Genomic DNA, 26,512 nt, shown 5'->3' on the forward strand with positions numbered 1-26,512 from the left:
AACTCACAACCTTCCGCGACCACGGCGTTCCTACCGTTGAGACATCCGACACCGAGGAGGAGCTGCCGTGGATGCCGTGACAACCGTGCCCACCCCGGCCAACGAGCCGGTCCTGCAGTACGCGCCGGGCAGCCCGGAGCGAGCCGAAGTGCAGGCGGCGCTCGCCGAGCTGACGAAGGAGCCGCTCGAGCTGACCGCGACGATCGGCGGCGAGCAGCGGATGGGCGGCGGGCCGCGGATCGACGTCGTCCAGCCGCACAACCACCGCGCCGTGCTGGGCGTCCTCGGTTCCGCCACCCAGCAGGACACCCGCGACGCGCTGGCCGCCGCCCGCGAGGCCGCCCCGGCGTGGCGGAAGCTGTCCTTCGACGACCGCGCCGCGATCCTGCTCCGCGCGGCCGATCTGCTCACCGGCCCCTGGCGCGCGAAGCTGAACGCCGCCACCATGCTCGGCCAGTCCAAGACCGTGCACCAGGCCGAGATCGACGCCGCCTGCGAGCTGGCCGACTTCTGGCGCTTCAACGTGGCCTTCGCCCGCCGCCTGCTGGCCGAGCAGCCCGCCAGCTCCCCCGGCGTCTGGAACCGCACCGACCACCGGCCGCTGGAGGGGTTCGTCTACGCGATCACCCCGTTCAACTTCACCGCGATCGCGGGCAACCTGCCCACCGCACCCGCGCTGATGGGGAACGTCGTGCTGTGGAAACCCTCCCCCACGCAGAGCTTCGCCGCGCACCTGACGATGCGGCTGCTCGAAGAAGCCGGCCTGCCGCCGGGTGTGATCAACCTGCTGCCCGGTGACGGCCTGGCCGTCTCCGAGGTCGCGCTGGCTTCGCCCGATCTGGCCGGCATCCACTTCACCGGCTCCACCCGGACCTTCCAGCACCTGTGGTCGCAGGTCGGCGCGAACATCGCGAACTACCGCACCTACCCGCGGATCGTCGGCGAGACCGGCGGCAAGGACTTCGTGCTCGCCCACCCGTCCGCAGACATCGACGTGCTGCGCACCGCGCTCGTCCGCGGCGCGTTCGAGTACCAGGGCCAGAAGTGTTCCGCCGCCTCACGGGCGTACGTCCCGCGCTCGCTGTGGACGCGGATGCGGGACGACTTCCTGTCCGAGGTCGAGTCGCTGCCCATGGGCGACGTGACCGACCTGCGCAACTTCCTCGGCGCGGTGATCGACCGGCGTGCGTTCGACCGGCTGTCCGGGGTGCTGGACCGCGCCCGCGCCGACGACCGGCTGGAGGTCCTCGCCGGCGGCACCGCCGACGACAGCGAGGGCTTCTTCGTGCGCCCGACCGTGCTCGCCTCGGACCACCCGGAGCACGAGGTGTTCACCACCGAGTACTTCGGGCCGGTGCTCGCGGTGCACGTCTACGACGACGCGTCCTACGACACCGTGCTGCGCCAGCTGGAGAGCGTCGCGCCGTACGGGCTGACCGGGTCGATCATCGCGACCGACCGGGCCGCGATCGCCCACGCCACCGAGGAACTGCGGTTCGCCGCGGGCAACTTCTACGTCAACGACAAGCCGACCGGCGCGGTCGTCGGGCAGCAGCCCTTCGGCGGCGGGCGGGCGTCGGGCACCAACGACAAGGCCGGGTCGATCCACAACCTGCTCCGCTGGGTGAGCCCGCGCTCCATCAAGGAGACCTTCGTGCCGCCGACCTCCGCCGGCTACCCGCACCAGCGCTGAGGAGGACCGCCGTGCTGCGCACCGCTTTGCTCGCCGCGGCCGGGTCGCCGGCCTGCCGGTCCCTCGTCGAGCGGACCCCGCTGACCCGCCCCGTGGTCCGCCGGTTCGTCGCCGGATCCACTGTGGACGACGCGCTGGCCGTGACCGCGGGCCTGATCGGCAGCGGCCGGGCGGTCACGCTCGACCACCTCGGCGAGGACACCACCGACCCGTCGATGGCCGCCGCGACGGTGAAGGCCTACGCCGAGCTGCTGACGCTGCTGGCCGACCACGGTCTGGCGGCGGACGCCGAGGTGTCGGTGAAGCTGTCCGCCGTCGGGCTGCGCCTGCCCGACGGGGACCGCGTCGCCCTGGACAACGCGCGCCGCATCTGCGCGGCCGCGGCCGCCGCGGGCACCACGGTCACGCTGGACATGGAGGACCACACCACGACCGACGCCACCCTCGGCGTGCTGCGGGAGCTGCGAGTGGACTTCCCGTGGGTCGGCGCGGTCCTGCAGGCCTACCTCCGGCGCACCGAGCAGGACTGCCGGGACCTGGCGTACGCGGGCTCGCGGGTCCGGTTGTGCAAGGGCGCGTACGCCGAGCCCGCGTCCGTCGCATTTCAAGACAAGTCCGAAGTGGACCGGTCGTACGTGCGCTGCCTGCGGGTGCTGATGGACGGCGCGGGGCATCCGATGGTCGCCACTCACGATCCGCGGATGATCGCGATCGCCGCGGAACTGGGGAAGGACCGGCCGGACTGGGAGTTCCAGATGCTGTACGGCGTCCGGGACGCCGAGCAGCGGCGGCTCGCACGCGACCACGCGGTGCGGGTCTACCTGCCCTACGGCGACGAGTGGTACGGCTACTTCATGCGCCGCCTGGCGGAGCGTCCGGCGAACCTGGCGTTCTTCCTCCGGGCGCTCGTCACGCGGTGAGCTCGGCGATCCGGCGGGCGAGCGGCCACGCGCCGTCGGAGGTGTTGGACAGCACCGTCCAGGTCGTCGCGCCACTGTGGACGGTCCGGAACGACACACCTGCGTCGTAGCCCTCCAGGCGGACCGCGTCGCCGTCGAGCCAGAACCCGAGCCCGTACCGCAGGCCCTCCTCCGGGACGTCACTGCGGGGTGCGGTCATCTGGCGCACCCGCGACAGCGGCACGATCCGCCCCGCGAACAACGCCGTCCAGAACGCGTGGACGTCGGCGGCGGTGGCGTAGATCCCGCCGTCGCCGCTGCCGAGCACGGGCAGGTGGAACACGTTGGTCCGCCGCTCGCCGACGTAGCCGAGGGCGACCCCGGCCGCGGGCTCGTCGGAGCGGAGGAACGCCGTGTTCGTCATGCCGGCGGGCTCGCACACCAGATCGTGCACCAGGCCGGCGAACGGGCGGCCCGCGGCCCGCTCCGCGAGGAGGGCGAGCACCACGTAACCGCTGTTGCAGTAGGAGAACCGCTCCCCGGGCGGGAACTTCGGCGGATGCCCGTCCAGGACGCGCAGGTAGTCCTCGGTGGCGGCCAGCTCGTGCACCGGCACGGGCAGGATGTGGTCGGTGACGGGCCGGTCGACGTCCTCGTCGCAGTAGTCGCCGATGCCCGAGCGGTGGGCGAGCAGGTGTTCGACGGTGACCTCGTCGCCGATCAACGGCAGGTCGTCGCCGAGCAGCGACCGGGCGGTGGTGTCCAGGCCGAGGACACCGCGCTCGGCGAGCGCGGCGATGGCCAGCGCTGTCAGCCCCTTGGTGCCGCTGGCCAGGGCGAACCGGGTGCCGACGGTGTTGGGCACCTCAAGCCCGCGGTGCGCGAAGCCGTAGGCGCGGGCGAACGTGCGGCCACCGGAGTCCACCCGGACGACGCCGGAGAACCCGGTCTCGTCCACGAGCGCGTCGATTCCCTCCACCCGGACCATCCTGCCGGGTGGAGGGAATCGGCTCACCTGTTTATCGCGCGGCCCCTGGATTCACTGAGCGGCGACGTGCCGCTCCTCGCGCAGTGCGGTTCGCTGGTCGCGGGTGCCGCGCAGCAGACCGCGGTGCGCCAGCTCGGGCAGCACGCCCTCGGCGAACCAGTACGCCTCCTCCAGGTGCGGGTACCCGGACAACACGAACTCCTCGATGCCGAGCGAGTGGTACTCCTCGATGAGGTCGGCGACCTCGCCGTGGCTGCCCACCAGTGCCGTGCCCGCGCCGCCGCGGACCAGGCCGATTCCGGCCCACAGGTTGGGGTGGATCTCCAGCCCGCGCACGCCGCGGTCCAGGCCGCCGCCGTGCAGGGCGACCATCCGCCGCTGCCCCTCGGACTCGCTTGCGGCCAGCTGCGCCTGCGCCTTCGCCACCTGCTCCGGGCTCAGCGCGTCGAGCAGCTTCTGCGCCTCCGCCCACGCCTCGGCCGAGCTGTCCCGGGACAGGGTGTGCAGCCGGATGCCGAACCGGATCGTCCGCCCCTGCGCCTCGGCCAGCTCCCGGACGCGCCGGATCTTGTCCGCGACCTGCGCGGGCGGCTCGCCCCAGGTCAGGTAGACGTCGGCGTGCCTGGCCGCGACCGGCAGCGCGGCCGGGGACGAGCCGCCGAAGTACAGCGGCGGCACCGGGTCCGGCGGGGCGAGCACCGTCGCGCCCTCGACCGAGAGGTGCTCGCCGGTGAAGTCGAACGGCTCGCCGCTCCACACCCCGCGCGCGATGGTGAGGAACTCGTCGGTGCGGGCGTAGCGCTGGTCGTGGTCGTGGAAGTCGCCGAACCGCTTCTGCTCGATCGAATCGCCGCCGGTGACGATGTTGAGCAGCAGCCGCCCGCCGGAGATCCGCTGGTAGGTGGCGGCCATCTGGGCGGCCAGGGTCGGCGAGATGACGCCGGGGCGGAACGCGACGAGGTACTTGAGCCGCTTGGTCTCGCGGATCAGCGCCGCCGTGGTCAGCCAGGCGTCCTCGCACCAGGTGCCGGTCGGGGTGAGGACGCCCTCGAAGCCGAGCTGCTCGGCGGCGCGGGCGACCTGCGCCAGGTAGTCGATGGTGGGTTCGCGCTGTGCCACCGGCCCGAGGGACCGGTTGGCGTGGAACCGTTCCACGATGGTCCGGCCGTCGCCGGTGGTGGGCAGGAACCAGTGCGGTGTGATCGTCATCGTCATCCCCTCGCGGCGGCCAGGTCGGCGGCGAACCGGGTATCGGTGAATTCCGCGAAATCGATTTTGCCGGGCAGCACCTTGTCGTCGGCGAACGCGTCGGCGAGCTCCTGCTCGGAGGCGATCACCTTGTCGTCGAGCGGCACGGGCAGGTCCGGGCCGCTCTGCACGGCCGCGAGCGTGACCTCCGGCTTCAGCCCGGTCTCCGCGGACCAGGCCTGGGCCCACTGCTCGCGGTGGGTGTCGGCCCACTGCTGCGCTTTGGCGATCCGCACGACGTAGTCGCGGATCGCGGCGTTCTTGCCGGCGTCGGACAGCGCGTTGTGCCCGGCGACCTGGAAGGTGTAGCCGTTGGCGACGCCGGTGCCGTCGGCCAGCACGCGGGCGTTGGCCTCCAGCTTGGCCTGCGAGGTGTAGGGGTCCCAGACCGCCCACGCGTCGATCTGGTGCTGGGTGAACGCGCCGTAGGCGTCGGCGGGCTGCAGGAAGGACAGCTTCACGTCCTTCGTGGACAGTCCGTTCCTGGCCAGGGTCAGCAGGATCTGGCCGTGCGCCGAGCTGCCCTTGGCCACGCCGATGGTCTTGCCCTTGAGGTCGGCGACGGTCCGCAGGGGCGAGTCGGCGGTCACCAGCAGGGCGTCGCTGGCGACGTTGCCCTGCGCGGAGCTGACGATCGAGATCTTCGCCTTCGCGGCGGCGGCGAAGATCGGCGGCGTGTTGCCGACGCCGCCGATGTCGATCGCGCCGGCCGAGGCGGCCTCCAGCAGGGGCGGCCCGGAGGTGAAGGTCGACCACTCGATCTTGTACGGCAGGTCGTTCAGCAGGCCGGCGGACTTGAGCAGGGCCTGCGAACCACCCTTCTGGTCGCCCACCTTCAACGTCACCTTCGCCAGGTCGGCCGCGCTGACCGGCGGCGGCACGGACGGGCTCGACGACGGCTCGCTCGCCCCGCCGCACGCGGTCAGCGACAGCGCGAGCGCGGTGACAACGGCGAGGATCCTAGACAATCGCATGGTCGGTCACTCCCAGATCGGCCAGCACCCTGGCGCGAACGTCGATGTGGTCGGAGACGGCTCGGGGCCGCGGGTGGTCCAGGACGTGCTCGGCGATGATCCGCCCCTCCCCCAGCACGAGGACGCGGTCGGCGAGCAGCAGCGCCTCGTCCACGTCGTGAGTCACGAGCAGCACGCCCGGCCGGTGCTCGCGCCACAGGTCCTCGACGAGCCGGTGCATCGCCAGCCGGGTCAGCGCGTCCAGCGCGCCGAACGGCTCGTCGAGCAGCAGCAGGTCCGGTTCCCGCACCAGCGCCCTGGCGAGCGAGACCCGTTGCGCCTCACCGCCGGAGAGGGTGCGCGGCCAGGCGTCGGCGTGGTCGGCGAGGCGCACCTCGGCCAATGCGCGTTCGGCCAGCGCCCGGTCGCGGCCGCGGTCGCGCAGGCCGAGGACGACGTTGCGCCACACCCGCCGCCACGGCAGCAGCCGCGGTTGCTGGAACGCCACGGACACCGCGCCCTCGACCCTGGCCTCGCCCTCGATGGCGGTGTCCAGCCCGGCGAGGATCCGCAGCAGCGTCGACTTGCCCGAGCCGCTGCGGCCGAGCAGGGCGACGAACTCGCCGCGCCCGATCTCGAGGTCCACATCGGACAGCACGGCGCGCTCGCCGAAGCGCTTGGTCAGGCCGTGCACCCTGGCGATCAGTTCCCGCGCCACCGCAGCGCCCTCCGTTCGATCAGGCGGACCAGCGCGTCGGTGATCAGGCCGAGCGCGGCGTAGACGATCAGGCCGACCACGATCACGTCGGTGCGCAGGAACTCGCGCGCGTTGTTGATGAGGTAGCCAAGGCCCGCGTCGGCGTTCACGGTCTCGCCGACGATCAGCGCGAGCCACGCGACGCCGAGCGCCTGCCGCAGCCCCACCAGCGTCTGCGGCACCGCGGACGGCAGCACCACGTGGACCAGCCGTTCCCAGCGGGTGTAGCCGAGCGCGGTGGTGGCCTCGACGAGGTGGTCGTCGACGTTGCGGATGCCGGAGTAGATGTTGAGGTAGAGCGGAAAGGCGACACCCAGCGCGACCAGGACGATCTTCGGTTCCTCGCCGATCCCGAACCACAGGATGAACAGCGGGATCAGGCCCAGGAACGGCAGGGTGCGCAGCATCTGCACCGGCGGGTCGATGAGCACCCCGCCCCAGCGGGACAGGCCCGCGACCACGCCCAGCACCAGCGCGACGCCGGCACCGAACGCGAAGCCGAGGCCGACGCGCACGATCGACACGGCGAACGCCTCACCCAGTTCGCCGGACCGCGCGGTCTCGACACCGGCCTGCAGGACCGTCCACGGTGAACTCAGTTTGTCCGGGGACAGCACGCCCGTCGAGGACGCGAGCTGCCACAGGGCGAGCAGCGCGAGTGGACTGATCCAGCGGCGCAGGTCGGGCAGGCGGCGTCTCCGGGCCGGACGCGGCCGCGTCCCGGTTGCCTCCTCCGGGCGCGCGAGAACGTCCGTTGCGGAAAGCGACACGGATCTTCTCCCATTTTTTCGGGGGTTTCACCGAAAATGCTTCCTCCCACGATCGGGTGGGTCAATGTGCTCCCGGATCGCGGAACCGATTCCGCTGAGCAGGCCGGAGTTTCTTTCACCGCTTCGGGAAACGTTGACAGGACAGGTGATCGGCGGTCAGGCTGCCCCGGTGACCGACTTCCAGCCACTGACCTCCGTCGAGGGACTCCCGCTCCTCGGCGGTTCCGGCCGCTTCCGCGTCCTGCAGAACACCGAGCGCGGGCTGCTGCTCGAACTGGAATACCCCGCCGGGGTGGCTTCGCCCGAGCACTTCCACGACCACGACAGCTTCATCTACGTGCTGTCCGGTGAGCTGACCGGCTCGGTGGACGGGCGGGAGGCGCGGCTCGGCGCCGGGGACACGCTGGTGCACCCGCGCGGGGTGCGGCACACGGTCGCGGCGGTGACGGACAGCCGGTGGCTGGAGTTCAAGGCGCCGCCACCGGAGGTGGGGCGCGTCCTCAGGTGATGTCGGCGCGGCCGTCGAACCGGTAGCCGACGCCACGCACGGTGGTGATCGAAAACCGGTCGATCTTGCTGCGCAGCTTGCGGACGTGCACGTCGATCGTGCGGCCGCGGCTCGGCCCGGGCAGGCGCCACACGTGCTCGGTGAGGGCCGCGCGGTCGAAGACCCGGCCGGGATGGCGCGCCAGGAACAGCAGCAGCTCGTATTCGAGCCGGGTCAGCTCGACCTCGGCGCCGTGCGAGCGGACCCGGCGCGACGTGGTGTCGATGCGCAGTGCCGGTTCCGGCGCGGGTTCCAGCGCGCCGAGCGCTTCGCCGATCACGGCGCCGATGCGATCCGGATCGCCGTGGACCACGATGTGCAGCTCGACCGCGCCGTCCGGCCGGTCGACCCGGGTGAGGGACCGCGTCATGATCCCAGCAAGCCACGCCGGCGCGGGCCGGTCAATCGCGTCCCGGCAGGTGGGCCGGGTTGGCCGCGGATCCGTGGCACACTCGGGCCGTGGCCAGGCAGCCGACCGGTGAATCCGTCCTCTCCCGCGCGGTGCGGATCTTCGAGGCCTTCACGCCGGAGGAGCCGGTGCTGCAGGTCTCCGAGATCGCCCGCCGGACCGGGCTGCACCTGGCGACCGCGTCCCGCCTGGTCGCCGAACTCACCGGCCACGGCCTGCTCACCCGCGACGACGACCGCCGGGTGCGGATCGGCGTGCGGATGTGGGAGCTGGCCCTTCGTGCCTCGCCCACGGCCACGCTCCGCGACGCCGCGATGCCGTTCATGGAGGACGTCCACGCGGTCGTCGGGCACCACGTGCAGCTCGGGGTCCGCGACGGCGACGAGGTGATCTTCCTGGAGCGCCTGTCCGCGCCGAAGGCGGTCATCAACTACACCCGCATCGCCGGGCGGCTGCCGATGCACGCGTCCTCCTCCGGTCTCGTCCTGCTCGCCCACGGGCCCGCCGACCTGCGCGACCGCGTGCTCGCCGGGCCGCTGCGGGCCTACACCGCGAACACGATCACCACCCCGGACCGCCTGCGGAGCACGCTCGCCGACATCCGCAAGCAGGGTTTCGCCTGGTGCCCGGGCCACATCCACGAGGAAGCGCTCGGCGTCGCGGTGCCGGTCAAGGATGCCCGCGGCGGCGTCGTCGCGGCCCTGTCGGTCATCGTGCCGAACACGGCCGAGAGCAGGGCGGTCACCGGCATCCTGATGGCCGCCGCGCGGGGCATCACCCGCTCGCTCCCGCCCTCGCCTCTCATTCATTGAGAACCCGGTCGCCGCCCGTCGCCGCGGAACCGCATCCTGCGTGCCAGCAACCCAGCGCAAGGAGGCGTCCGGTGAGCCAAGTCGTGACCTTGGAGGTCACCGCCCGCGAAGCACGCGCCGAGGGGGTGGTGGCGCTGACCCTGTCCCGTCCGGACGGCGGCCGGCTGCCGGACTGGACCCCCGGCGCGCACATCGACCTCGTGCTGCCGAACGGGCTGACCCGGCAGTACTCGCTGTGCGGCGACCGTTGGGACGCGCACAGCTACCGCATCGGCGTGCTGCGCGAGCCCGCGGGTCGCGGCGGCTCGGCCTACGTGCACGACCGGCTGCGGCCTGGCGACCGCGTCGGCGTCGGCGGACCGCGCAACAACTTCCCGCTCGTGCCGTCCGGGCGCTACCTGTTCGTCGCGGGCGGCATCGGCATCACCCCACTGCTGCCGATGATCCACCAGGCCGACCTGCTCGGCGCCGACTGGACGCTGCTCTACGGCGGTCGCCGCCGCGCGTCGATGGCCTTCACCGACGAGCTCGCCGCGTACGGCGACCGCGTGCACCTGGTGCCCGAGGACGAACACGGCCTGCTCGACCTGGCGTCCTGGCTCGGCACCCCTCGCCCGGGCACGAAGGTCTACTGCTGCGGGCCCGCTCCCCTGCTGGCCGCCGTCGAATCCGCCTGCCGCGACTGGCCGCCGTTCTCGCTGCACGTCGAGCGCTTCACGGCACGCGAGCAGGCGCCGGCGCGGGACGAGCCGTTCGAGGTCGAGCTGCGGCGGACCGGCACGACCGTCACCGTCACGCCGGGGATCTCGGTGCTGGAAGCGGTGCGCGGCGCGGGCGTGGACGTGCTTTCGTCGTGCCGGCAGGGCACCTGCGGCACCTGCGAAACCGGTGTCCTGGCCGGAGTTCCGGACCACCGCGACTCGATCCTCGCCGACCACGAGCGGGCCGCGGGCGAGGTCATGTTCGTGTGCGTGTCCCGCTCGTGCACCGACCGCCTCGTCCTCGACCTGTGACCTGAGGAGACTCTCGTGATCACCGACGACACCGACCCGTTCGCGCCCGAGGTCCTGGCCGAACCGGAACCCCTGCACGCCAAGCTGCGCGACGCCGGCCCGGTCGTGCGCCTGAGCCGCTACGACGTCTACGCCCTCGCCCGCTACGAGCACGTGCACGCCGCGCTGGTGAACTGGCAGGACTTCTCCTCCGCCGCGGGGGTCGGGCTGGCCGACTTCCACGTCGAGGAGCCGTGGCGGCCGCCCAGTCTGCTGCTTGAGACGGACCCGCCGCGCCACGACGCCCCGCGCCGGGTGCTGTCCGGCATCCTCGGCCCGCGCGCGCTGCGCAAGCTGCGGGAGGACTGGTTCGCCGCGGCCGAGGACCTGGTCGAGCGTGCGCTGGACACCGAACTGGACGTCGTCCCCGCGCTCGCCGAGGCGTTCCCGCTGCGGGTGTTCCCGGACGCGGTCGGGATCGGCCGCGAGGGGCGCGAGAACTTGTTGCCCTACGGCAACTTCGCCTTCAACGCGTTCGGCCCGCGCAACGAGCTGGTCACCTCGCTGGCCGCGGACATGCCGCGGTGGTCGGGGTGGGTGAACGAGCAGTGCGCCCGCGACCGCCTCACCGCCGACGGGTTCGGCGCGGCGATCTGGGCGGCCGCCGACCGCGGCGAGATCACCCACGAGCAGGCGCCGCTGGTGGTCCGGTCGCTGCTCACGGCCGGCGTGGACACGACGGTGCACGGGCTGGCCGCCGTGCTCTACGCCTTCGCCACCCACCCGGGCGAGTGGGACCGGCTGCGCGAGCAGCCCCGGCTGGCCCGGGCGGCCTTCGACGAGGCGGTGCGCTGGCAGTCGCCGGTGCAGACGTTCTTCCGCACGGCCACCAGGGACACCCGCGTCGCGGACGTGACCATCCCGGCCGGGCACAAGATCCTGATGTTCCTCGGCGCGGCGAACCGGGATCCGCGCCGCTGGGCCGATCCGGACGTCTTCGACCTGAGCCGCGACCCGTCCGGCCACGTCGGGTTCGGGATGGGCCTGCACCAGTGCGTGGGCCAGCACGTCGCCCGGCTGGAGGCCGAGGCGCTGCTGACCGCGCTGGCGAAGCGGGTGCGCCGGTTCGAACTGCTCGGGCCGGGCACCCGCCACCTGAACAACACGTTGCGCGCGTGGCAGTCACTGCCGATGCGGCTGCACCTCACTCCGCCGCGCCGGTGAGCGACACCGGGCTGGGCCGGGTCGCGGACAACGCCGTCCACGCGCTGGTCGCGCCGACCACCGCGAACGCGCCCAGCACCACGATCGCGATCAGCGCCCACGGCACCACCAGGACGTGCTGCCCGGCGATCCGGCCCGCCGCGGCGGAGATCCCGATCAGGGTCGTGGTCGCGGCGAGGCCGCCCAGCGCCAGTCCGATGCCGGTGACCGCGCCGGACTCCAGCACAGCGGACCGCACCACCTGCGCGCGGGTCAGCCCGGTCACCCTGGCCACGGCGAACTCGCGGCGCCGGTCAGCTGCGGCGATGACCACGGCGTTGACCACCGCGATCAGCGCGTACAGCCCGGACAGGCCCATGATCACGGTCATGATGCCGGTGCTGGTGTCCTGCCGCTTCGCGCTGGTGGCGGCGATCCAGTCGTCCACTGTGGTCACTTCGCCGCGGCCGGCGAGCGTGCTCGGGTCCGCGCCGGGCGCCAGGCGCACGATGGATTCGGTGGGCGTGGCGGCCAGCACCGGGGCGGGCACGATCTCGCGCGGCAGCAGGAAGTCCGCGCCGCCGCCGAGCGTCGCCGGCAGCACGGCCACGACCCGCAGGTCCAGCTCGCTGTCGCCGATCCGGGCGGTGACGGTGCTGCCGAGCGGCTGGAACCCGTCGGCGACGGCGATAGTCGGCCCGGTCAGGTCGGCGAGCGATCCCTGCTCCGGGACGCGCACGTGGGTCGCGGCGTAGGCGGCGGGGTCGACCGCGGCCGCGTAGCCCTGTTCGGTGTCGGTGTCGTCGTCGCTGTAGGTGACGACCGAGACCGGCACCCGGGTCTGCGGGGACACCGCGGCGACGCCGGGAACGTCCAGATCGGACGGTCCGGTGGTGGTGACCACGAGGTCGCCGCGGATGTCGGCGCGCTGCTCGATTTCGGCACCCTTGCCGATGGTGGCGAGCGTGCCCGCCTGGGCGACCAGCAGTGCGACGAGCACGATCAGCGGCGCGGCGGTGGAGGCGCTGCGACGGACGCCGTCGCGCAGGTTCGCCTCGGCCAGGCGTCCCAGCGGCCCGCGCAGGACCAGCCCGGCCAGGCGCCCGGCGGCGGGCACGACCAGCGGGCTCAGCGCGGTCAGGGCGACCGCGGCGGCGAGCGCGGTGTTGATCGACAGCGCGATGGCGCCCTCGGGCGGGGCGAACGCGGACACGGTCGCCATGGCGACCGCCCCGGCCAGGAACAGCACGCCGAAGAACCAGCGGACGCCAGTCATGACGCGGGCCGCCGCGCCGGTCTCGCGCAGGGCCTCCAGCGGGCGCACCTTGGCGGCGCGCCGGGACGCGGCGAGCACCCCGGCGATCGCGACACCGAGCCCGATGCCCGCGGACACGCTGAGGATCCAGTCCTGCCAGCGCGGGGTGAACGCGGACGGGACGAAGCCGAGTTCGCGCAGCAGCCAGGTCTGGACCCGCATCACCAGCAGGCCGAGCGGGACGCCGAAGGCGGTGCCGAGCACGCCCAGCAGCAGGGCCTCCGACAGCAGCAGTCGGCGGACCTGGCCGCGGCCGCCGCCGACGAGCCGCAGCAGCGCCAGGTCGCGGCGGCGCTGGGCGACGGTGAAGGCGAAGGTGGAGCTGACGATGAACACCGCGAGGAACACCGAGATGCCCAGGGTCAGGCCGAGCAGGGTGACCGCCTCGACGACCTCGCCGCCCGCGGTCGCGGCGGAGACGAGGATCAGCAGTGACGACTGGACGAGCGCGACGCCGAGGCAGACGGTGAGGATGGCGCCGAGGAACAGCGGCCAGCGGTCGGTGAAGGTGTTCCAGGACAGTCGCAACACGGTCAGGCCTCCAGCCGGGCGAGGCGGTCCGCGACCTCACGGGCGGTCGGGGTGACGGCGTGGTCGACGACGCGGCCGTCGCGGAGGAACACCACGGAGTCGGCGCTGGCGGCGGCGGACGGGTCGTGGGTGACCATGACGATGCTCTGGCCCGCGGTGACGAGGTCCCGCAGCAGGCCGAGGACCTTGCGGGCCGCGGTGGAGTCGAGGGCGCCGGTGGGTTCGTCGGCGAAGAGGACGCGCGGGCGGGTGACCATGGCCCTGGCGATCGCGACGCGCTGCTGCTGGCCGCCGGACAGTTCGCGGGGCCGGTGCCGGCGGCGGTCGTCGAGCCCGACGGCGGCGAGCACCGCGCGAACGTCCTTCGTGGACGGCCGGGTGCCGGCGAGCCGGAGTGGGAGCGCGACGTTCTGCTCCGCGGTGAGCGAGCCGATGAGGTTGAAGCTCTGGAAGACGAAGCCGATCTCGCTGCGGCGCAGCGCGGTGAGGTGGGCGTCGTCGGCGGTGGTGATGTCCTCACCGCCGAGGAACACCTGCCCGGTGGTGACGCGTTCCAGGCCGGCGGCGCAGTGCAGGAGGGTCGACTTGCCGGAGCCGGAGGGCCCCATGACGGCGGTCCAGGACCCGGCGGGGAAGGCGACGCTGACCCCGTCGAGCGCGCGGACCTCGTGCTGGCCCGCGGCGTAGGTGCGGGAAACGGCCCGAAGCTCGACGGCGGGCTGCCCGTGCGGCCGATGCCTGCCGGCGACGGCGGTTTCCAGAGGCGTTGTCATGGGTTAGATCCCATCGCGGATCGGGGCGCCGGTCAGCGGTGCCGGCCACCGAATCCCCGGTGGGGCTGGCCCTACCCCTCGGCGGGCGCGGATTCCCTGGGACACACCCCGCGAAGCGGAACGGTATGCGCGACGACCGCCGCGGGCAGCCCCGCGCAGCGGGGCATCACCGCCGGCCACGCGGACGCGCCGCCTCCCGCACTCAAGCCCCGCGCAGCGGGGCATCACCGCCGGCCGCACCACCTCCCGGCAGCCCGCACAGCGGGGCCGCCACGCACCGCACCAGCCCCGAGCGGGCCCACCAACCGGTCCACCTCCGCCCCGCGAAGCGGGGGTGAACCGGCCGCCCAGCCGCACCCCTCCCGGTTGTCCCGCCCAGCGGGGCCCCTACCGGCCGCAGGCACCCTTAAAGTGGGGCGTACCGGCCGCACCGCCCGCCGCTACCGGGCTCAGCCCCCGCGCAGCAGGCACCCCCGCTACCCGCGGCCGCGCGACCAGCGATCAAGCAGCTTGCGGCCGCACCACCAGCACCGGGCAGTCGGCGTGGTGGATGAGCGCCTGGCTCGTCGACCCGAGCACCAGCCCCCGGAACCCGCCCCGGCCGCGGCTGCCCACGACGACCAGCTGCGCGTCGCGGCTGCGGGCCAGCAGCTCGTCCCGCGGGCGGTCCCGCACCACGACCCGCTCCACGCGCACGTCCGGGTAGCGCTCCTGCCTGCCCGCCAAGCGTTCGGCCAGCAGGCGCCGCTGTTCGCGCTCCACCTCGGCCCAGTCGAGGTCCGCGGCGGGCAGGGGGACGCCGTAGTCGGCGTCGCTCCAGGCGTGGACCGCCACCAGCGGCACTTCCCGCCACGCGGCCTCGTCGAACGCCACGTTCAGCGCTTCCTCGCTGGTCGGGCTGCCGTCGACGCCCACGACGACCGGGCCGGCGGCGCCCGGGCGACCACGCACCACCGCGACCGGGCACGACGCGTGCGCGCTGACCGACACGGCCGTCGACCCGGCCAGCATCCCGGTGAACCCGCCCCGCCCGGACGAGCCGAGCACGACCATCCGCGCCGTCCGGGAGCACTCCAGCAGCAGCGGCACCGCCGGCTCCAGCGGCATCTCCGTCGACACGGTCACCTCGCCCGCCACGGCCGCCGCGTCCGCGAGCAGCTGCTGCCCGGCGCGCTGCAGCTCGTCGAAGAAGCTCTGCGGCACCGGCAGCCCGCCGTCGAACCGGCCACCGGTGACGTCGGCCGCGTAGACCAGCCGCAGCGCCAGCTTCCGCAGCGCCGCCTCGCCCGCCGCCCATCGGACGGCGTCCAGCGCCGCCGCCGAACCGTCCACCCCGACCACGATCTCGTCCGCCATGCCGCCCACGCTACTCACGCTTGACCTCCAGCGCGGTGGAGGTTGCAGCCTGGCCACATGCGCGTGATCGAGGCGGTGCGGTTCGGCGGCCCCGAAGTGCTGCGGGTGAAGGCGGTGCCGGACCCGCACCCGGGGCCGGGGCAGGTCGTGGTCGAGGTGAAGGTGGCCGGCGTGCTGTGGATCGACACGGCGATCCGCCGCGGCGAGGCCGGGCACCTGTTCGGGGTGACGCCGCCGTACGTGCCCGGCGCGGGGGTAGCCGGGCAGGTCACGGAGATCGGCGCGGGGGCGGACCCGTCGTGGTGCGGCGCGTGGGTGCTGGCCGACGTCGACGGCGCGTACGCCGAACAGGTGCTGGCCACGCCCGAGCAGCTGATCCGCGTCCCGCCCGGTGTGGGGTTGCGGGAGGCGGTGGCGTTGCTGCACGACGGATCCACCGCGCTGGCGGTGTTCGAGCGGGCCGCGGTGCGGCGAGGTGAGCGGGTGCTGGTGCAGCCGGCCGCGGGCGGGCTCGGCACCTTGCTGGTGCAGCTCGCGCACGTGGCGGGGGCGCACGTGACCGGCGCGGCGCGGGGCGCGGAGAAGCTGGAGATGGTGCGCGCGCTGGGCGCGGACGCGGTGGCCGACTACAGCGAGCCCGGCTGGACCGACCAGGTGGGACCGGTGGACGTGGCGTTCGACGGAGTCGGCGGCGACCTGGGCCGGGCCGCGGCCAAGCTGGTCGTCACGGGCGGGCGGTACTCGAACTACGGGTGGGCCGGCGGCGCGCCGGTCGCGGTGGACGAGGTGCGGCGGGAGGTGACTGCCTACGGCCTGGAGCAGCTGCGGGAGTACGAGCCCGGCCGCCGCGCCCGCATCGAACGGATGCTGCGCCTGGCCGCCCGCGGCACGGTGCACACGGTCATCGGGCAGACCTTCCCGCTGAGTCGCGCCGCGGACGCGCACCGCGCGCTGGAGTCCCGCTGCGGCAAGGGGAAGACGCTGCTGGTGATCTAGTCGCCAGTACCGCGCCGGCCAGCACCAGGGCGCAGCCGAGCAGCTGCGGTGGCGACAGCCGTTCCCCCAGCACCACCGCGCCCAGCACGACCGCGCCCACCGGCGTGAGCAGGAGCAGCACCGCCCCGACCGCACTCGGCAGCCGCGGCGTGTTCGTCGCGACCAGGAGCCAGCCGACGACCTGCCCGCACACCGCGACGACCACCAGCCAGCCGACCGCGGCCCACCCCGGCGTCAGGTCCAGCCCGTAGCAGAGGAACCCGGCAGCCAGCGACACGACCGCGGCGGAAGCGGTGACGACCAGGTATGCCCGCCGGGTCCGCCCGTCCTGCCCGCCGCGGCGCAGCAGGTGCAGGAAGCCCGAGTAGCACAGAGCGGCCAGCGACGCGTGGATCGTCCCGGCCAGCGACGCCGGCCCGCCGGTCACGCCCGCGGCGAGCACCACCCCCGGCAGCACCAGCGCGACCGCCGCGAAGTAGCGGCGGGACACCGGCTCCCGGTCGGCCACCCACGCGATCACCGGCACGAGCACCACCTGCAGGTTGACCAGCACCGTGGACAGGCCGGCCCCGATCTCGCCGATCGCCTGTGTCCACAGCAGACTGTCCCCGGCGAACAACGCGCCCGCCAGGACCGCGCGCACCCGTTCGGCTCGCTCGAGCGCGCCACCGTGTTCGCCGCGGGCGAGCACCGCCAGCGGAGCGAGCGCGAACAGGCACCGGTAGAACGAGGCGGTGCCCGGCGCCGTCCCGGACAGCTCGATGAGCACGGCCGACGCGGAGACGGCAAGCGCCCCCGTCGCGACACCCCAGGCAGGTCGCATACCCCTCGGCTACCCGTAGACCTAACAGTCAAACACTGTTATGCTCATTAGATGTTCGTCGGCGGTCATGTGGCGCTCGACCTGGTCAACACGGTCGCGTGGCGCCTGGACCCGGCGCGACGCGAGGAGCGGCTGCCGGACGACGACGCGTTGCGGCGGTGGGCCGAGGCTGCGGGGTTCACCGTGGTCCCGGACGGTGGCGTGGCCGAGGTGCGCGAGCTCCGCGAGGCGGCCCACCGGGTGCTGGAGCCGCTGGCGACCGGCGCGGACCCGGGGGACGTCGAACCGTTGCGTCGCCTGATCGTGGGTGCGCTGGCTCGGGCGGAGGTCGCGTCGGTGGTGCCGCTGGAGTGGCGGATCCCGGTCCACGGCACCCGGGACCTGCGCGACGCGCTGGCGCTGGAGACGTGGCGGCTGCTGCAGTTCGAGGACCTGACCCGGCTGCGCCGCTGCGCCGACGACGGTTGCGGCTGGCTCTTCCTGGACCGCAGCCGCAACGGCTCCCGCCGCTGGTGCAGCTCCGCCGACTGCGGCAACCGCGAGCGCGCCCGCCGCCACTACCACCGCGCCCGGCGCTGACAAGCCACGCGCGATTCCCACACTCGCGCACGACCCGGCAGCGCCGGGCGATCCGCCCGCCACAGCCGGCGCCGCAGGTGCGGCCCCAACCGACCCCACGCGCACTCCCCAAGCCCGGCAGAATCAGACCGGCCACCCCACCGCGAGCCCCACGCAGTCGTGCGCGGACCCGCAAGGTCAGACCCGCGCCCCCGCACCCGGCACCACGGCACCCGGCACCACGGCACCCGGCCCCGCGCACTTGCCCAACCCGACAAGGCCAGACCACCCACCCACCACATCGGCACCTCAGGCACCACGCGCGCCGCACATCCAGCCCGCGCCCTTGCCCGCCGCGCCGGCAGAGTCAGCCGCTCCGCCCATCCCCGAAACCGCCGACCCCGGGGCGATGCGTCACTCGTCGCGGTTGAACTCGGCTCGCACGCCCAGCAGGCGCACCGGGCGGGTCCACTCGAAACGGTCCAACAGGGACAGTGCCGCGCGCTCGATCTCCGCCCGGTCGCTCGTCGGCGCGGGCAGGGTCAGGCTGCGGGTGTAGGTGAGGAACGGCTTGAACCGCACCTTCACCCCGATCCGCACCGCGGGGCGCCCCTCGGCCAGCACGTCCTCCGCGACCCGCGCCGCCAGGGCCGACACCTGCGCATCCACCGAAGCGCGGTCGTCCAGATCCGTCTGGAACGTCGTCTCCCGGCTCCGTGACCGGGCCAGGTACGGCGTCGCGGTCACCTCGGTGTCCCCGGCCCCCTGGGCGAGCAGCCGGTACCACGGGCCCATCGTCGGCCCGAAGCGCGCCGCCAGGTCGTCCGGGTCGGCCGTGCCGAGGTCCCGCACGGTGGTCAGCCCGGCGTCCGCCAGCTTCTTCGCCGTCTTGCGGCCGATCCCCCACAGCGCGTCGGTCGGGCGGTCGGCCATCACCGCGACCCAGTTCGCCCGTGTCAGCCGGTAGATCCCGCCCGGCTTCGCGAACCCGGTCGCGATCTTGGCTCGCACCTTGTTGTCCCCGATCCCGACCGCGCACGACATCCCGGTCTCCGCGGCCACCCGCGCCCGGATGTCCGCGGCCAGCGCCTCCGGGTCCGTCACCCGCGCGCCGACGAACGCCTCGTCCCACCCGATCACCTCGACGACCACCGGGAAGCTCCGCAGCGTCGCCATCACCCGCTCCGAGACCTCTTCGTAGGCCTCCTTGTCGACCGGCAGGAAGACCGCGTCCGGGCACCGCTTCGCCGCCGTCCGCAACGGCATGCCCGACTGGATCCCGAACTCGCGCGCCTCGTACGACGCCGTGGCCACGACCGCCCGCTCGGAAGGGTCCCCGTTCCCGCCGACCACGACCGGTTTCCCGCGCAGCTCGGGGTGCCGGGCGACCTCGACCGCCGCGATGAACTGGTCCAGGTCCACGTGCAGGACCCAGTCGTCCGCAGACACGCCACCCAGGCTAGCCGGACAGCTCGATCTCCATCGCCAGCAGACGCGAACTCAGCCCCTTGCCGTGGGTGTCCAGTGCGAGCGACGTGGTGACCCCGCCGTCGAGCGCCTGACGGCACCGGAACTGCAGCGCGCACAGCTTCGGCAGCACGTAGCGCACCACCTCGCCGCGCACCTGACCAGCGAGGTGTTCGCGCACCCGCTCCGCCGTGACCTCGCGCTCCAGGTCCGCGAAATGCCGGTCGTCGAAGGGGAACAGCGACAGGATCGACGTGTCGCCCTTGTCGCCGGCGCGGCAGTGCGCGACCTCGTGCAACATCACCCGCACGCATGCCCCCCGATCACGGTCACCGCCGGCTCGACCCGGTCGCGGTCGATCAGCGTGGACACGATCCCGATCACCTCCGTCACGGCCGTCCGGACGCCTCCGCCCCCGGCAGGCCCGTTCGTGTAGAGCGCCTCCACCTCGTGGCACACGACCTCGGCCGCCGCCCGGTCCGCCGCCGACGCGGCGATCCGCAGCCGGCACTCCGGCGACCCCTCCGCGCCCAGCACGTCGGCCCGCACCCGGGTGCCCGCGAGCCGCCGCAGGACCACCTCACCGGCCAGTTCGGCGCGGGCCCGGGCGCCCGGTCCGGCGTAGGAAATCCCGGCTTCGGCCCGCCACCCGGCGCGGTAGCCGACGCTGACCTTGAACTTCTCCGGCCGCGCCCGCCCGACCGCGCCACGCACCGCCACCCGGTCCGGCCCGGTCTCGGCGACGGTCACCTCACGCAGGTCGAGCGTGACGTCCGGGGTCAGGTAGGCCGTCGGGTCGGTGACCTCGTACAGCAGTTGCTCCCGCACCGTCGCGCGGGAGACCAGACCGCCGGTGCCGGGCAGCTTCGACACCTCCACGTCACCGTCAGCGGTCACGTCGGCGTACGGGAACCCCAGCTCGGCCAGTCCGGGCACGTCCTTGCGGCCGGGGTCGGCGAAGTACCCGCCGGTGAGCTGCCCGGCGCACTCGAGCAGGTGCCCGGCCACGGTCCCGGCGGCCATCGCCGAGGCGTCGCGCAGGTCCCACCCGAGCCGCTGGGCCAGTGGCGCGGTGAACAACGAGGGATCGGCGACGCGGCCGGTGAGCACCACGTGCGCACCGGTCTCCAGCGCCGGCATGATCTGCTCCGCGCCGAGGTAGGCGTTGGCGGACACCAGTTCCCCGTGCGCGGCCAGCGGCCGCCCGGTCTCCAGGGCCGGTGCGGACGGGTCGATCCGGTCGAGCACGTCGTCGCCGGTCACGACCGCGACGGTCAGCCCGAGGCCGAGGCGCCCGGCCAGGTCCGCCGTCACCCGGCCGGCGGCGAGCGGGTTCGCCGCGCCCATGTTGGTGATCACCCGCACGCCCCGCGCGGCGCAGAGCGGCAGCAGCCGTTCGAACCGGGCGACCAGCCGCGGGTCGTACCCCGCCGTCGGGTCGGCCAGCCTGCGCTGCTGGCCGAGCGCGATCGTGCGCTCCGCCAGGCATTCCAGCACCAGGTCGTCGAGTTCCCCGTCGCGGGCGAGCGCTTCCGCGGGCTCGAACCGGTCCCCCGCGAAGCCGGCCCCCCCGCCGATCCGTACGCAGTCCATGCTCTCCCCTAGATCGCGCCCACGGCCAGGGCGACGGCGGTCATCACGACGGTGGTCCCGAACGCCCACTTGAAGGCGAACCGCTGGTGCTCGCCCAGGTCCACGCCCGCCATGCCGACGAGGATGAACGTGGACGCGGTCAGCGGGCTGAGCGGGAACCCGGTGGTCATCTGCCCGAGCAGCGCGGCTCGGGCGATCTCGGCCGGGTCGCCGCCGAGCGCGGCGCTGGTCTCGGCGAGCACCGGCATCACGCCGAAGTAGTAGGCGTCCGGGGTGAACACGAGGCTCAGCGGCATCCCGGTCAACGCGGTCAGCGCGGGCAGCGCGCCGCCCGCCCAGTCCGGCACGACGCTCACCAGTGCCCGCGCCATCGCCTCGATCATCCCGGTGCCGGACAGGATCCCGGTGAACACCCCGGCGGCGAAGATCATCGTGGTCACCAGCACCACGTTGTGCCCGTGCTTCTCGAACAGCTCCTGCTGCTGGCTCCACTTCGGACGGTTGATCAGCAGGGCGAGCACGAACGCGCCGACGAACAGCACCTCCAGCTTCGCCACCTGGGCCAGCAGGGCGGCCACCAGCGCGAGGGTGAGCACGACGTTGGCCCAGTACCGGACGCGCTCGGCCCGGGTGCGTTCCACCGCGGCGGCCGGGCCGTCCAGGTCGAGCACCCCGATCCGCTTGCGCTCGGCGCGGCCGATTAGCCACGCGGCGACGAGCACCCACGCGATCCCGGCCAGCATCGCGGGCAGCAGCGGCAGGAAGATGCGGCCGCTGTCGGCGTCCAGCGCGGCCATCGCCCGCGCGGTCGGGCCGCCCCACGGCACCAGGTTCATCACCCCGGCGCCGAGTGCGACGACCCCGGCGAGCACCAGCCGGCGCATCCCCATCCGCTGGTAGAGCGGGAGCAGGGCGGACACCGTGATCAGGAACGTCGAAGCGCCGTCGCCGTCGAGGGCGACCAGCACGGTGAGCGCCGCGGTCCCGACGGTGATCTTCAGCGGGTCACCGCCCGCCCACCGCAGGATCCGCCGCACGGCCGGGTCGAACAGACCGGCGTCGATCATCAGGCAGAAGTAGAGGACCGCGAAGGTGATCATGATCGCGACCGGGGCGACGGTGGTGAGCCCCTTGCCGATCAGCTCGCCCAGCCGCGGGGCCGCGCCCACGGCGAGCGCGGCGACGACCGGCACGACGGTCAGCGCCAGCAGGACCGAGACGCGGCGCGAGAGCACCCCGGCGAGGAACACGCCGATCGTCAGAAAGCCCGCCAGGGCAAGCATCTCGTGGACCTCCAGTGCGCTGTCGACGGTGACGTCTGCCGACTTTGCGGCATCACAGCTATCGGGGTCAAACAAGAGTTCGGCATAGACTCATGCACCATGCGCATGGATCTGACGGTGCAGCAGCTCCGGGCGGTGGTCGAGGTGGCCGACGCCGGCGGGTTCACCACGGCCGCCCAGCGGTTGCACCTCGCCCAGTCGTCGCTGAGCCGCACGGTCGCCGAGGTGGAGCGCAAGGTCGGGGTCGCGTTGTTCAAGCGGACCACCCGGCGGCTCGTGCCGACCGCGGAGGGCGTGGAGTTCACCCGGATCGCGCGTGAGGTGCTGGCCTCGTTCGACGCCGGGCTGCGGCACTTCACCGGGTTCCTCGCCGGCACCCGCGGGCACGTCCGGGTGGCGACGCTGCCGTCGCTGGCGGCGATCCTGCTGCCCCCGGTCATCGCGCGCTACCGGCGGGAGCTGCCGGACGTCGAACTGTCCATCGAGGACTGCCTGTCGGAGGAGGTGCTCGCCCGGGTGCGCGCGGGCGCGGTGGACCTCGCGGTCACCGTCGTCGGCGAGCCCCCGGACGATTTGGAGGTGCAGCCGCTGGCCGCCGACGAGTGCTGCTGCGTCTTCCCGCCCGGCCACCCCTTCGCGGACGCGGAGACCCTGTCCTGGCAACGGATCCAGGGTGAGCCGTTCATCGCGTTCTCCCCCGGCAGCAGCATCCGCCCGCTGGTCGACCACGCGCTCGCCGAGGCCGGGGTGGCGCCCGGCCACACGATCGAAGCACGCAACATCGCCGCGGTCGCCGGGCTCGCCGCCGCCGGGCTGGGCGTCTCCGCGATCCCCGGCCTGGTGCTGCCCCTGGTGGCCTTCGCCGGGCTGCGCAGCCTGCCGCTGGACGGGCCGCGCGCCGAGCGCACGATCGCGCTGGTCCGCGACCCGTCCCGGCCGCGCCCGCGGGCCGTCGCCGCGTTCACCGAGGCCCTCCTCCAGGCCCGGGACCGCGGCGACGGCCTGCCGGCTCACACGCGCTGGCTCACCCGCCGTGGCAGTGACCGCCCGTCGACGGCGGCACGTCCAGCGTCGGGTTCCGGTCGAAGAACCCCACCGGCTTGAGCTTGAACCCGGTGTAGTCCACCGGCATCACCGGCCAGTCCTCCGGGCGCGGGAAGTGCGTCAGCCCGAAGGTGTGCCACAGCACGATGTCCTCGCCGTCGATGTCGCGGTCCGCCGCGGTCCACGCGGGGAGCCCGGCGCCGCCGGGGTTCTGGTTCACCAGGTCACCGGCCGGGTAGCGCTCGTCGTCCGAGTAGCGGGTCACCCACAGGTGCTTCGTGGCGAAGGTGGCCCGCGCGTGCACCGACGAGGACTCGTCCGCCAGCAGCGTCGGCTGGCCCTCCGGGTGGAGCACGTAGGCCGGGTTGCGGCCGAAGCGGTTCCGCCGGTCCGGGTTGACGATGTGCCACACGCGCCCGCGGGTGTTGTCGGCCGCGCGCGCCGACTCCGACTCGCGGGTCAACCGCGTGCGGGCCTCCCGGAAGGCGTTGCCGTACGGGTTGGCCTCGCTCACCGGCACGCGCACCGCGTCGACCTCGTCCACGGCGTTGCGGTCGCCGTCGACGCTGACGTCCAGCCGCGCGCAGAACAGGTGCTGGTGGTAGGGCGCGCCCAGGCCGGGCGCCATCTCGGTGGCGTACTCGTGCCCCTCCGCCGGGTAGGCCGAGGTGAAGGTGATGCCGGTGGCCTTGGCCTCCAGCTCGATCGTGCCGTCGAGGTAGAAGTACCAGTAGAAGCCGTAGTCGTAGTTGCCGATCGTGGTGAAGAACGACACCACCAGCCGCCGCTGCCGCCGCGTCTCGTGCGAGCCGGCGAACATGTCGCTGTGCTTCCACAGCACACCGAAGTCCTCTTCGTGCATGCAGATCGCGTTGCGGATGGTGCGCGGCTCGCCGAGGTCGTCGGCCACCACCGCGTCGAAGTAGCGGATCTCGCCCAGGCAGTCGCAGCCCAGCTCCAGCGAGTTGGTGTAGCGGGCGAACATGTACTCGCCGCAGTCGAAGTAGTTCTGCCAGAACCGCACCGGCGACGGGTCAGCGTAGGGCACCACCATCTCGGCCACCGACGCCCGGTACAGCACCGGCCGCTCGTGGAACGAGATCTCGTGCAGGGTCAGGCCTTCCCGCTCGTTGAAGCCGATCCGCAGGTCCCAGTTCTCCCACCGCACCCGGCTGCCCTCGACCGCGTAGCTCGGGCCTTCCGGCTGGGTGATCTCGATCGGCTTGAGCGTGGTGCGGTGCGGCCCGGTCTGCGCCGGGTCATCGAAGTTGCCCGGCTCCTGCGGCACCGGCAGCTCCCGGTGGTCGATCACGTTCGTCACCGCGCGGGCGGTGAGGTCGACGTAGGCGACCAGCCCGTCCACCGGGTGCGCCCACGGGTGGTCCTTCTCGTGGAACTGCTGGAAGCCCAGCGCCCGCACGACGCGGCGGCCGGTCTCCCCGGGGTGATCGTAGGAACCGGCGGACAGCGGCACCGCGCGCACGGTGGCGGGGTCCAGGCCGCGCTTGCGCAGGGCGTCGGTCCACCGCGGCTCGGCGTTGAGGATGTCCTCGATCAGCTCGAACTCGGTGTCGATGATCGGCGGCTGGCCGTCGGCGACCGGGTCGATCTCCCGCACCTCGTCCACAGTGGACCGCGTGGCCGACACGACGACGTCCTTCGACGAGCCGTCGGCCAGGTCGAGCAGGATCGCCCGGAACCGGCGGTCCACCTCGTCACCCGGCTGGTGCGCGCGCACCACGGCCTTGCCCGGCTCCTCCAGCGCCAGGAAGGCGAACCGGACGGACTCCCCCAGCAGCCCGGCGGCGCTGAGCACCTCCCGGACCGCGCGGACCTCGTCCTCGGTCATCGGGTCGAGCGGGTGCGTCGTGGTGGTGCGTTCTTCGGCGAGTGTCATCGACGATCCTTTCAGGCGATGGCGGGTTCGGTGGCGGGCGAGCGCAGAACGGCCGAGAGCACGGCCCCGAGGGCGAACGCTCCGGCGAGGATGGCGAAGATGACGGCGGCCAGGCCGAACGAGCCGCCGATGAGCGTCGGGAAGTTGAGCACGGTCAGCACCAGGCAGCCCGCCAGCCCGGCCAGGCCGAGCACCGGCGCGGCGAACGTGTGCCAGGCGCGCCGGTCCACCCGCGTGCGGCGGAAGAACACCACGACGGCCAAGCACGTCAGCGTCATGAGCACGAGCACGCCGAGGGTCGCGGTGCCGGCCATCCACGAGAACACCTGGGTGACCGGATCCATCCCGACCAGGGCGAACACCGCGATCAACACGACCGCGCTGACCGACTGCGCGAGCGAGGAGACGTGCGGCGAACCGTGCCGGTGGTGGCTGCGGCCGCACGCGGCGGGCAGCGCGCCGGAGTTGCCGAGCGAGAACGCGTACCGGGCGATGACGTTGTGGAACGACAGCAGCGCGGCGAACAGGCTGGTGATCAGCAGGACCTGCACGACGTCGGCGCCCGCGGTGCCCAGGTAGCGGCCGACCGTGGTGATCAGCATGTTCCCCGGGTCCGCGCCGGCCTGCTCCACGGCGGCGGTGTCGCCCCACGCCGACACGACGGCCCAGCTGGACAGCGTGTAGAACCCGGCGATGAGCAGCAGCGACAGGTAGGTGGCGCGCGGGATCGTGCGGGCCGGGTCGCGGGCCTCGTCGCGGAACACCGCGGTGGCCTCGAACCCGATGAAGCTCGCGATGGCGAACATGATCGCGATGCCCACCGAGCCGGAGCCGATCTGCGCCGGCTGCAGGAACGCCGTCGACAGGCCACCGTCCCCGCCGCGCACGGTCACGACCGCGTCGAAGACCAGCACGATCCCGGCCTCGCACAGCAGCAGCACGCCGAGCACCTTGCTGCTCAGCTCGATGTGCCGGTAGCCGAGCAGGCCGACCACGGCGAGCGCGGCCAGCGACCACACCCACCATGGCAGCGCGGGACCGCCGTAGTGCTGGACCAGGCCGTCGAGGGCGGCGCCGAGGTAGCCGTAGACGGCCAGCTGCACCGCGGTGTAGGTGACCAGGGCGAGGAACGCGGCGCCGAGGCCGGGCGCGCGGCCGAGCCCCTCGCGGACGTAGGCGTAGAACGCGCCCGCGTTGGGCACGTGGCGGCTCATCGCGCAGAACCCGACCGCGAACAGCAGCAGGACCACGCAGCAGAGCACGAAGGTGGCGGGGAAGGCGGCGCCGTTGCCGAGCGCGACGCCCAGCGGCACGCTGCCGGCGACCACCGTGAGCGGGGCGGCGGCCGCGACGACCATGAAGACGATGGAGCCGGCGCCCAGTGAACCGGTCAGCGACCGTGGCGTATCCATGAGACCTCCGGGGACTCAGCGGGGATTTCCGGTGACGGCTGCACAGCGTTGAGCAGCAACGTTGCGCCGCCGTCAGCCCCCGGTCAAACCCCGGTCTCCGGCACCGGGAAGTCCCGTGGGGGCGTTCTCCCAACGCGGGAACGGCTGCGGCGTTTTTCTCATTTGACGCTCGCGGCCATGTCCTCGGACGTAA

The 26,512-nt window shown here is 73.4% G+C and carries 25 protein-coding genes; 9 read left to right on the plus strand and 16 right to left on the minus strand.

The window, feature by feature from the left end; genetic code table 11:
• Positions 1-67 precede the first annotated feature (67 nt).
• A complete protein-coding gene (gene pruA / locus AMYTH_RS0112400; protein ID WP_027930596.1) occupies positions 68-1,693 on the plus strand; it encodes an L-glutamate gamma-semialdehyde dehydrogenase in 1,626 nt (541 codons plus the stop codon).
• A gap of 11 nt (positions 1,694-1,704) precedes the next feature.
• Positions 1,705-2,613: a proline dehydrogenase family protein gene (locus AMYTH_RS0112405; protein ID WP_027930597.1), complete on the plus strand. Its 909-nt coding sequence runs from the start codon at positions 1,705-1,707 to the stop codon at positions 2,611-2,613.
• Here AMYTH_RS0112405 and AMYTH_RS0112410 read toward each other — a convergent pair.
• From AMYTH_RS0112410 to AMYTH_RS0112430, 5 genes are read right to left on the minus strand one after another with little or no spacing between them, the layout of a single operon-like run.
• A complete protein-coding gene (locus AMYTH_RS0112410) occupies positions 2,603-3,571 on the minus strand; it encodes a serine hydrolase domain-containing protein (protein WP_027930598.1) in 969 nt (322 codons plus the stop codon). The genes AMYTH_RS0112405 and AMYTH_RS0112410 overlap by 11 nt on opposite strands.
• 60 nt (positions 3,572-3,631) lie before the next feature.
• The gene (locus AMYTH_RS0112415; RefSeq protein WP_037322516.1) at positions 3,632-4,789 is read right to left on the minus strand and encodes an LLM class flavin-dependent oxidoreductase; all 1,158 of its coding nucleotides are present in this window, start codon (positions 4,787-4,789) and stop codon (positions 3,632-3,634) included.
• Positions 4,790-4,791: 2 nt separating this feature from the next.
• Positions 4,792-5,802, minus strand: a complete 1,011-nt coding sequence (locus AMYTH_RS0112420; RefSeq protein WP_027930600.1) for an ABC transporter substrate-binding protein — start codon at positions 5,800-5,802, stop codon at positions 4,792-4,794.
• Positions 5,789-6,499 carry an ABC transporter ATP-binding protein gene (locus tag AMYTH_RS0112425; RefSeq protein ID WP_027930601.1) on the minus strand — a complete coding sequence of 237 codons (711 nt, stop codon included), beginning with the start codon at positions 6,497-6,499 and terminating at the stop codon, positions 5,789-5,791. The genes AMYTH_RS0112420 and AMYTH_RS0112425 overlap by 14 nt, the downstream gene beginning before the upstream one ends.
• The gene (locus AMYTH_RS0112430) at positions 6,484-7,308 is read right to left on the minus strand and encodes an ABC transporter permease (RefSeq protein WP_027930602.1); all 825 of its coding nucleotides are present in this window, start codon (positions 7,306-7,308) and stop codon (positions 6,484-6,486) included. Before AMYTH_RS0112430 ends, AMYTH_RS0112425 begins: the two co-directional genes overlap by 16 nt.
• A 169-nt stretch (positions 7,309-7,477) precedes the next feature.
• On the opposite strand from AMYTH_RS0112430, the gene AMYTH_RS0112435 reads away from it, so the two are divergent.
• The gene (locus AMYTH_RS0112435) at positions 7,478-7,816 is read left to right on the plus strand and encodes a cupin domain-containing protein (protein ID WP_020420599.1); all 339 of its coding nucleotides are present in this window, start codon (positions 7,478-7,480) and stop codon (positions 7,814-7,816) included.
• Here the strand turns inward: AMYTH_RS0112435 and AMYTH_RS0112440 are convergent.
• On the minus strand, positions 7,809-8,225 hold the full coding sequence (locus AMYTH_RS0112440; RefSeq protein WP_027930604.1) for a winged helix-turn-helix domain-containing protein: 417 nt from the start codon (positions 8,223-8,225) through the stop codon (positions 7,809-7,811). The genes AMYTH_RS0112435 and AMYTH_RS0112440 overlap by 8 nt on opposite strands.
• Positions 8,226-8,314: 89 nt before the next feature.
• On the opposite strand from AMYTH_RS0112440, the gene AMYTH_RS0112445 reads away from it, so the two are divergent.
• The 3 genes from AMYTH_RS0112445 to AMYTH_RS0112455 all read left to right on the plus strand — a co-directional run bounded on the left by AMYTH_RS0112445 (position 8,315) and on the right by AMYTH_RS0112455 (position 11,292).
• Positions 8,315-9,076, plus strand: coding sequence for an IclR family transcriptional regulator (locus AMYTH_RS0112445; protein ID WP_027930605.1), 762 nt, complete (start codon positions 8,315-8,317; stop codon positions 9,074-9,076).
• Positions 9,077-9,159: 83 nt separating this feature from the next.
• Positions 9,160-10,089 (plus strand): PDR/VanB family oxidoreductase, encoded by a 930-nt coding sequence (locus tag AMYTH_RS0112450; protein ID WP_084022574.1) that lies wholly within the window; start codon positions 9,160-9,162, stop codon positions 10,087-10,089.
• Between the two features lie 15 nt (positions 10,090-10,104).
• The gene (locus AMYTH_RS0112455) at positions 10,105-11,292 is read left to right on the plus strand and encodes a cytochrome P450 (protein WP_027930607.1); all 1,188 of its coding nucleotides are present in this window, start codon (positions 10,105-10,107) and stop codon (positions 11,290-11,292) included.
• On the opposite strand, the gene AMYTH_RS0112460 is transcribed toward AMYTH_RS0112455, so the two are convergent.
• The 3 genes from AMYTH_RS0112460 to AMYTH_RS0112470 all read right to left on the minus strand — a co-directional run bounded on the left by AMYTH_RS0112460 (position 11,273) and on the right by AMYTH_RS0112470 (position 15,246).
• Complete coding sequence (locus AMYTH_RS0112460; RefSeq protein ID WP_027930608.1) at positions 11,273-13,117, minus strand: FtsX-like permease family protein; 1,845 nt, start codon at positions 13,115-13,117, stop codon at positions 11,273-11,275. The two genes, AMYTH_RS0112455 and AMYTH_RS0112460, sit on opposite strands and share 20 nt — an antisense overlap.
• Before the next feature lie 2 nt (positions 13,118-13,119).
• Positions 13,120-13,890 (minus strand): ABC transporter ATP-binding protein, encoded by a 771-nt coding sequence (locus tag AMYTH_RS0112465; RefSeq protein ID WP_027930609.1) that lies wholly within the window; start codon positions 13,888-13,890, stop codon positions 13,120-13,122.
• A gap of 501 nt (positions 13,891-14,391) precedes the next feature.
• Complete coding sequence (locus AMYTH_RS0112470) at positions 14,392-15,246, minus strand: universal stress protein (RefSeq protein WP_027930610.1); 855 nt, start codon at positions 15,244-15,246, stop codon at positions 14,392-14,394.
• A gap of 57 nt (positions 15,247-15,303) precedes the next feature.
• Here AMYTH_RS0112470 and AMYTH_RS0112475 point away from each other — a divergent pair, with 57 nt between their 5' ends.
• The gene (locus tag AMYTH_RS0112475; protein ID WP_027930611.1) at positions 15,304-16,242 is read left to right on the plus strand and encodes a zinc-binding dehydrogenase; all 939 of its coding nucleotides are present in this window, start codon (positions 15,304-15,306) and stop codon (positions 16,240-16,242) included.
• Here the strand turns inward: AMYTH_RS0112475 and AMYTH_RS0112480 are convergent.
• The gene (locus AMYTH_RS0112480; protein WP_027930612.1) at positions 16,148-17,065 is read right to left on the minus strand and encodes a DMT family transporter; all 918 of its coding nucleotides are present in this window, start codon (positions 17,063-17,065) and stop codon (positions 16,148-16,150) included. The two genes, AMYTH_RS0112475 and AMYTH_RS0112480, sit on opposite strands and share 95 nt — an antisense overlap.
• Positions 17,066-17,116: 51 nt before the next feature.
• Between AMYTH_RS0112480 and AMYTH_RS0112485 the strand changes: the two genes are divergently transcribed.
• Positions 17,117-17,644, plus strand: coding sequence for a CGNR zinc finger domain-containing protein (locus AMYTH_RS0112485; RefSeq protein ID WP_027930613.1), 528 nt, complete (start codon positions 17,117-17,119; stop codon positions 17,642-17,644).
• Between the two features lie 393 nt (positions 17,645-18,037).
• On the opposite strand, the gene AMYTH_RS0112490 is transcribed toward AMYTH_RS0112485, so the two are convergent.
• From AMYTH_RS0112490 to AMYTH_RS0112505, 4 genes are read right to left on the minus strand one after another with little or no spacing between them, the layout of a single operon-like run.
• Positions 18,038-19,072 carry a DNA polymerase IV gene (locus AMYTH_RS0112490; RefSeq protein ID WP_027930614.1) on the minus strand — a complete coding sequence of 345 codons (1,035 nt, stop codon included), beginning with the start codon at positions 19,070-19,072 and terminating at the stop codon, positions 18,038-18,040.
• Between the two features lie 10 nt (positions 19,073-19,082).
• A complete protein-coding gene (locus AMYTH_RS0112495) occupies positions 19,083-19,391 on the minus strand; it encodes an AtuA-related protein (RefSeq protein WP_228685280.1) in 309 nt (102 codons plus the stop codon).
• Positions 19,391-20,683: an acyclic terpene utilization AtuA family protein gene (locus AMYTH_RS0112500; RefSeq protein ID WP_027930616.1), complete on the minus strand. Its 1,293-nt coding sequence runs from the start codon at positions 20,681-20,683 to the stop codon at positions 19,391-19,393. The genes AMYTH_RS0112495 and AMYTH_RS0112500 overlap by 1 nt, the downstream gene beginning before the upstream one ends.
• An 8-nt stretch (positions 20,684-20,691) precedes the next feature.
• A complete protein-coding gene (locus tag AMYTH_RS0112505) occupies positions 20,692-21,966 on the minus strand; it encodes a CitMHS family transporter (RefSeq protein ID WP_027930617.1) in 1,275 nt (424 codons plus the stop codon).
• A gap of 99 nt (positions 21,967-22,065) precedes the next feature.
• On the opposite strand from AMYTH_RS0112505, the gene AMYTH_RS0112510 reads away from it, so the two are divergent.
• A complete protein-coding gene (locus AMYTH_RS0112510) occupies positions 22,066-23,070 on the plus strand; it encodes a LysR family transcriptional regulator (RefSeq protein WP_027930618.1) in 1,005 nt (334 codons plus the stop codon).
• Here AMYTH_RS0112510 and AMYTH_RS0112515 read toward each other — a convergent pair.
• Both AMYTH_RS0112515 and AMYTH_RS0112520 read right to left on the minus strand, forming a co-directional pair.
• A complete protein-coding gene (locus tag AMYTH_RS0112515) occupies positions 22,991-24,907 on the minus strand; it encodes a primary-amine oxidase (RefSeq protein ID WP_027930619.1) in 1,917 nt (638 codons plus the stop codon). The genes AMYTH_RS0112510 and AMYTH_RS0112515 overlap by 80 nt on opposite strands.
• 11 nt (positions 24,908-24,918) lie before the next feature.
• Positions 24,919-26,319, minus strand: coding sequence for an APC family permease (locus AMYTH_RS0112520; RefSeq protein WP_027930620.1), 1,401 nt, complete (start codon positions 26,317-26,319; stop codon positions 24,919-24,921).
• Positions 26,320-26,512: the final 193 nt, after the last annotated feature.

Origin of the sequence: Amycolatopsis thermoflava N1165 (assembly GCF_000473265.1) — a bacterium.
GTDB lineage: Bacteria > Actinomycetota > Actinomycetes > Mycobacteriales > Pseudonocardiaceae > Amycolatopsis_E > Amycolatopsis_E thermoflava.

Excerpts from the sequence above, each read along its gene's own strand:
- AMYTH_RS0112465 (WP_027930609.1), bottom strand. The coding sequence starts at position 13,890 with ATGACAACGCCTCTGGAAACCGCCGTCGCCGGCAGGCATCGGCCGCAC.
- AMYTH_RS0112440 (WP_027930604.1), bottom strand. The coding sequence starts at position 8,225 with ATGACGCGGTCCCTCACCCGGGTCGACCGGCCGGACGGCGCGGTCGAG.
- AMYTH_RS0112500 (WP_027930616.1), bottom strand. The coding sequence starts at position 20,683 with ATGGACTGCGTACGGATCGGCGGGGGGGCCGGCTTCGCGGGGGACCGG.
- AMYTH_RS0112470 (WP_027930610.1), bottom strand. The coding sequence starts at position 15,246 with ATGGCGGACGAGATCGTGGTCGGGGTGGACGGTTCGGCGGCGGCGCTG.
- AMYTH_RS0112480 (WP_027930612.1), bottom strand. The coding sequence starts at position 17,065 with ATGCGACCTGCCTGGGGTGTCGCGACGGGGGCGCTTGCCGTCTCCGCG.
- AMYTH_RS0112420 (WP_027930600.1), bottom strand. The coding sequence starts at position 5,802 with ATGCGATTGTCTAGGATCCTCGCCGTTGTCACCGCGCTCGCGCTGTCG.
- AMYTH_RS0112495 (WP_228685280.1), bottom strand. The coding sequence starts at position 19,391 with ATGTTGCACGAGGTCGCGCACTGCCGCGCCGGCGACAAGGGCGACACG.
- AMYTH_RS0112415 (WP_037322516.1), bottom strand. The coding sequence starts at position 4,789 with ATGACGATCACACCGCACTGGTTCCTGCCCACCACCGGCGACGGCCGG.
- AMYTH_RS0112515 (WP_027930619.1), bottom strand. The coding sequence starts at position 24,907 with ATGACACTCGCCGAAGAACGCACCACCACGACGCACCCGCTCGACCCG.
- AMYTH_RS0112485 (WP_027930613.1), top strand. The coding sequence starts at position 17,117 with ATGTTCGTCGGCGGTCATGTGGCGCTCGACCTGGTCAACACGGTCGCG.
- AMYTH_RS0112520 (WP_027930620.1), bottom strand. The coding sequence starts at position 26,319 with ATGGATACGCCACGGTCGCTGACCGGTTCACTGGGCGCCGGCTCCATC.
- AMYTH_RS0112510 (WP_027930618.1), top strand. The coding sequence starts at position 22,066 with ATGCGCATGGATCTGACGGTGCAGCAGCTCCGGGCGGTGGTCGAGGTG.
- AMYTH_RS0112505 (WP_027930617.1), bottom strand. The coding sequence starts at position 21,966 with ATGCTTGCCCTGGCGGGCTTTCTGACGATCGGCGTGTTCCTCGCCGGG.
- AMYTH_RS0112475 (WP_027930611.1), top strand. The coding sequence starts at position 15,304 with ATGCGCGTGATCGAGGCGGTGCGGTTCGGCGGCCCCGAAGTGCTGCGG.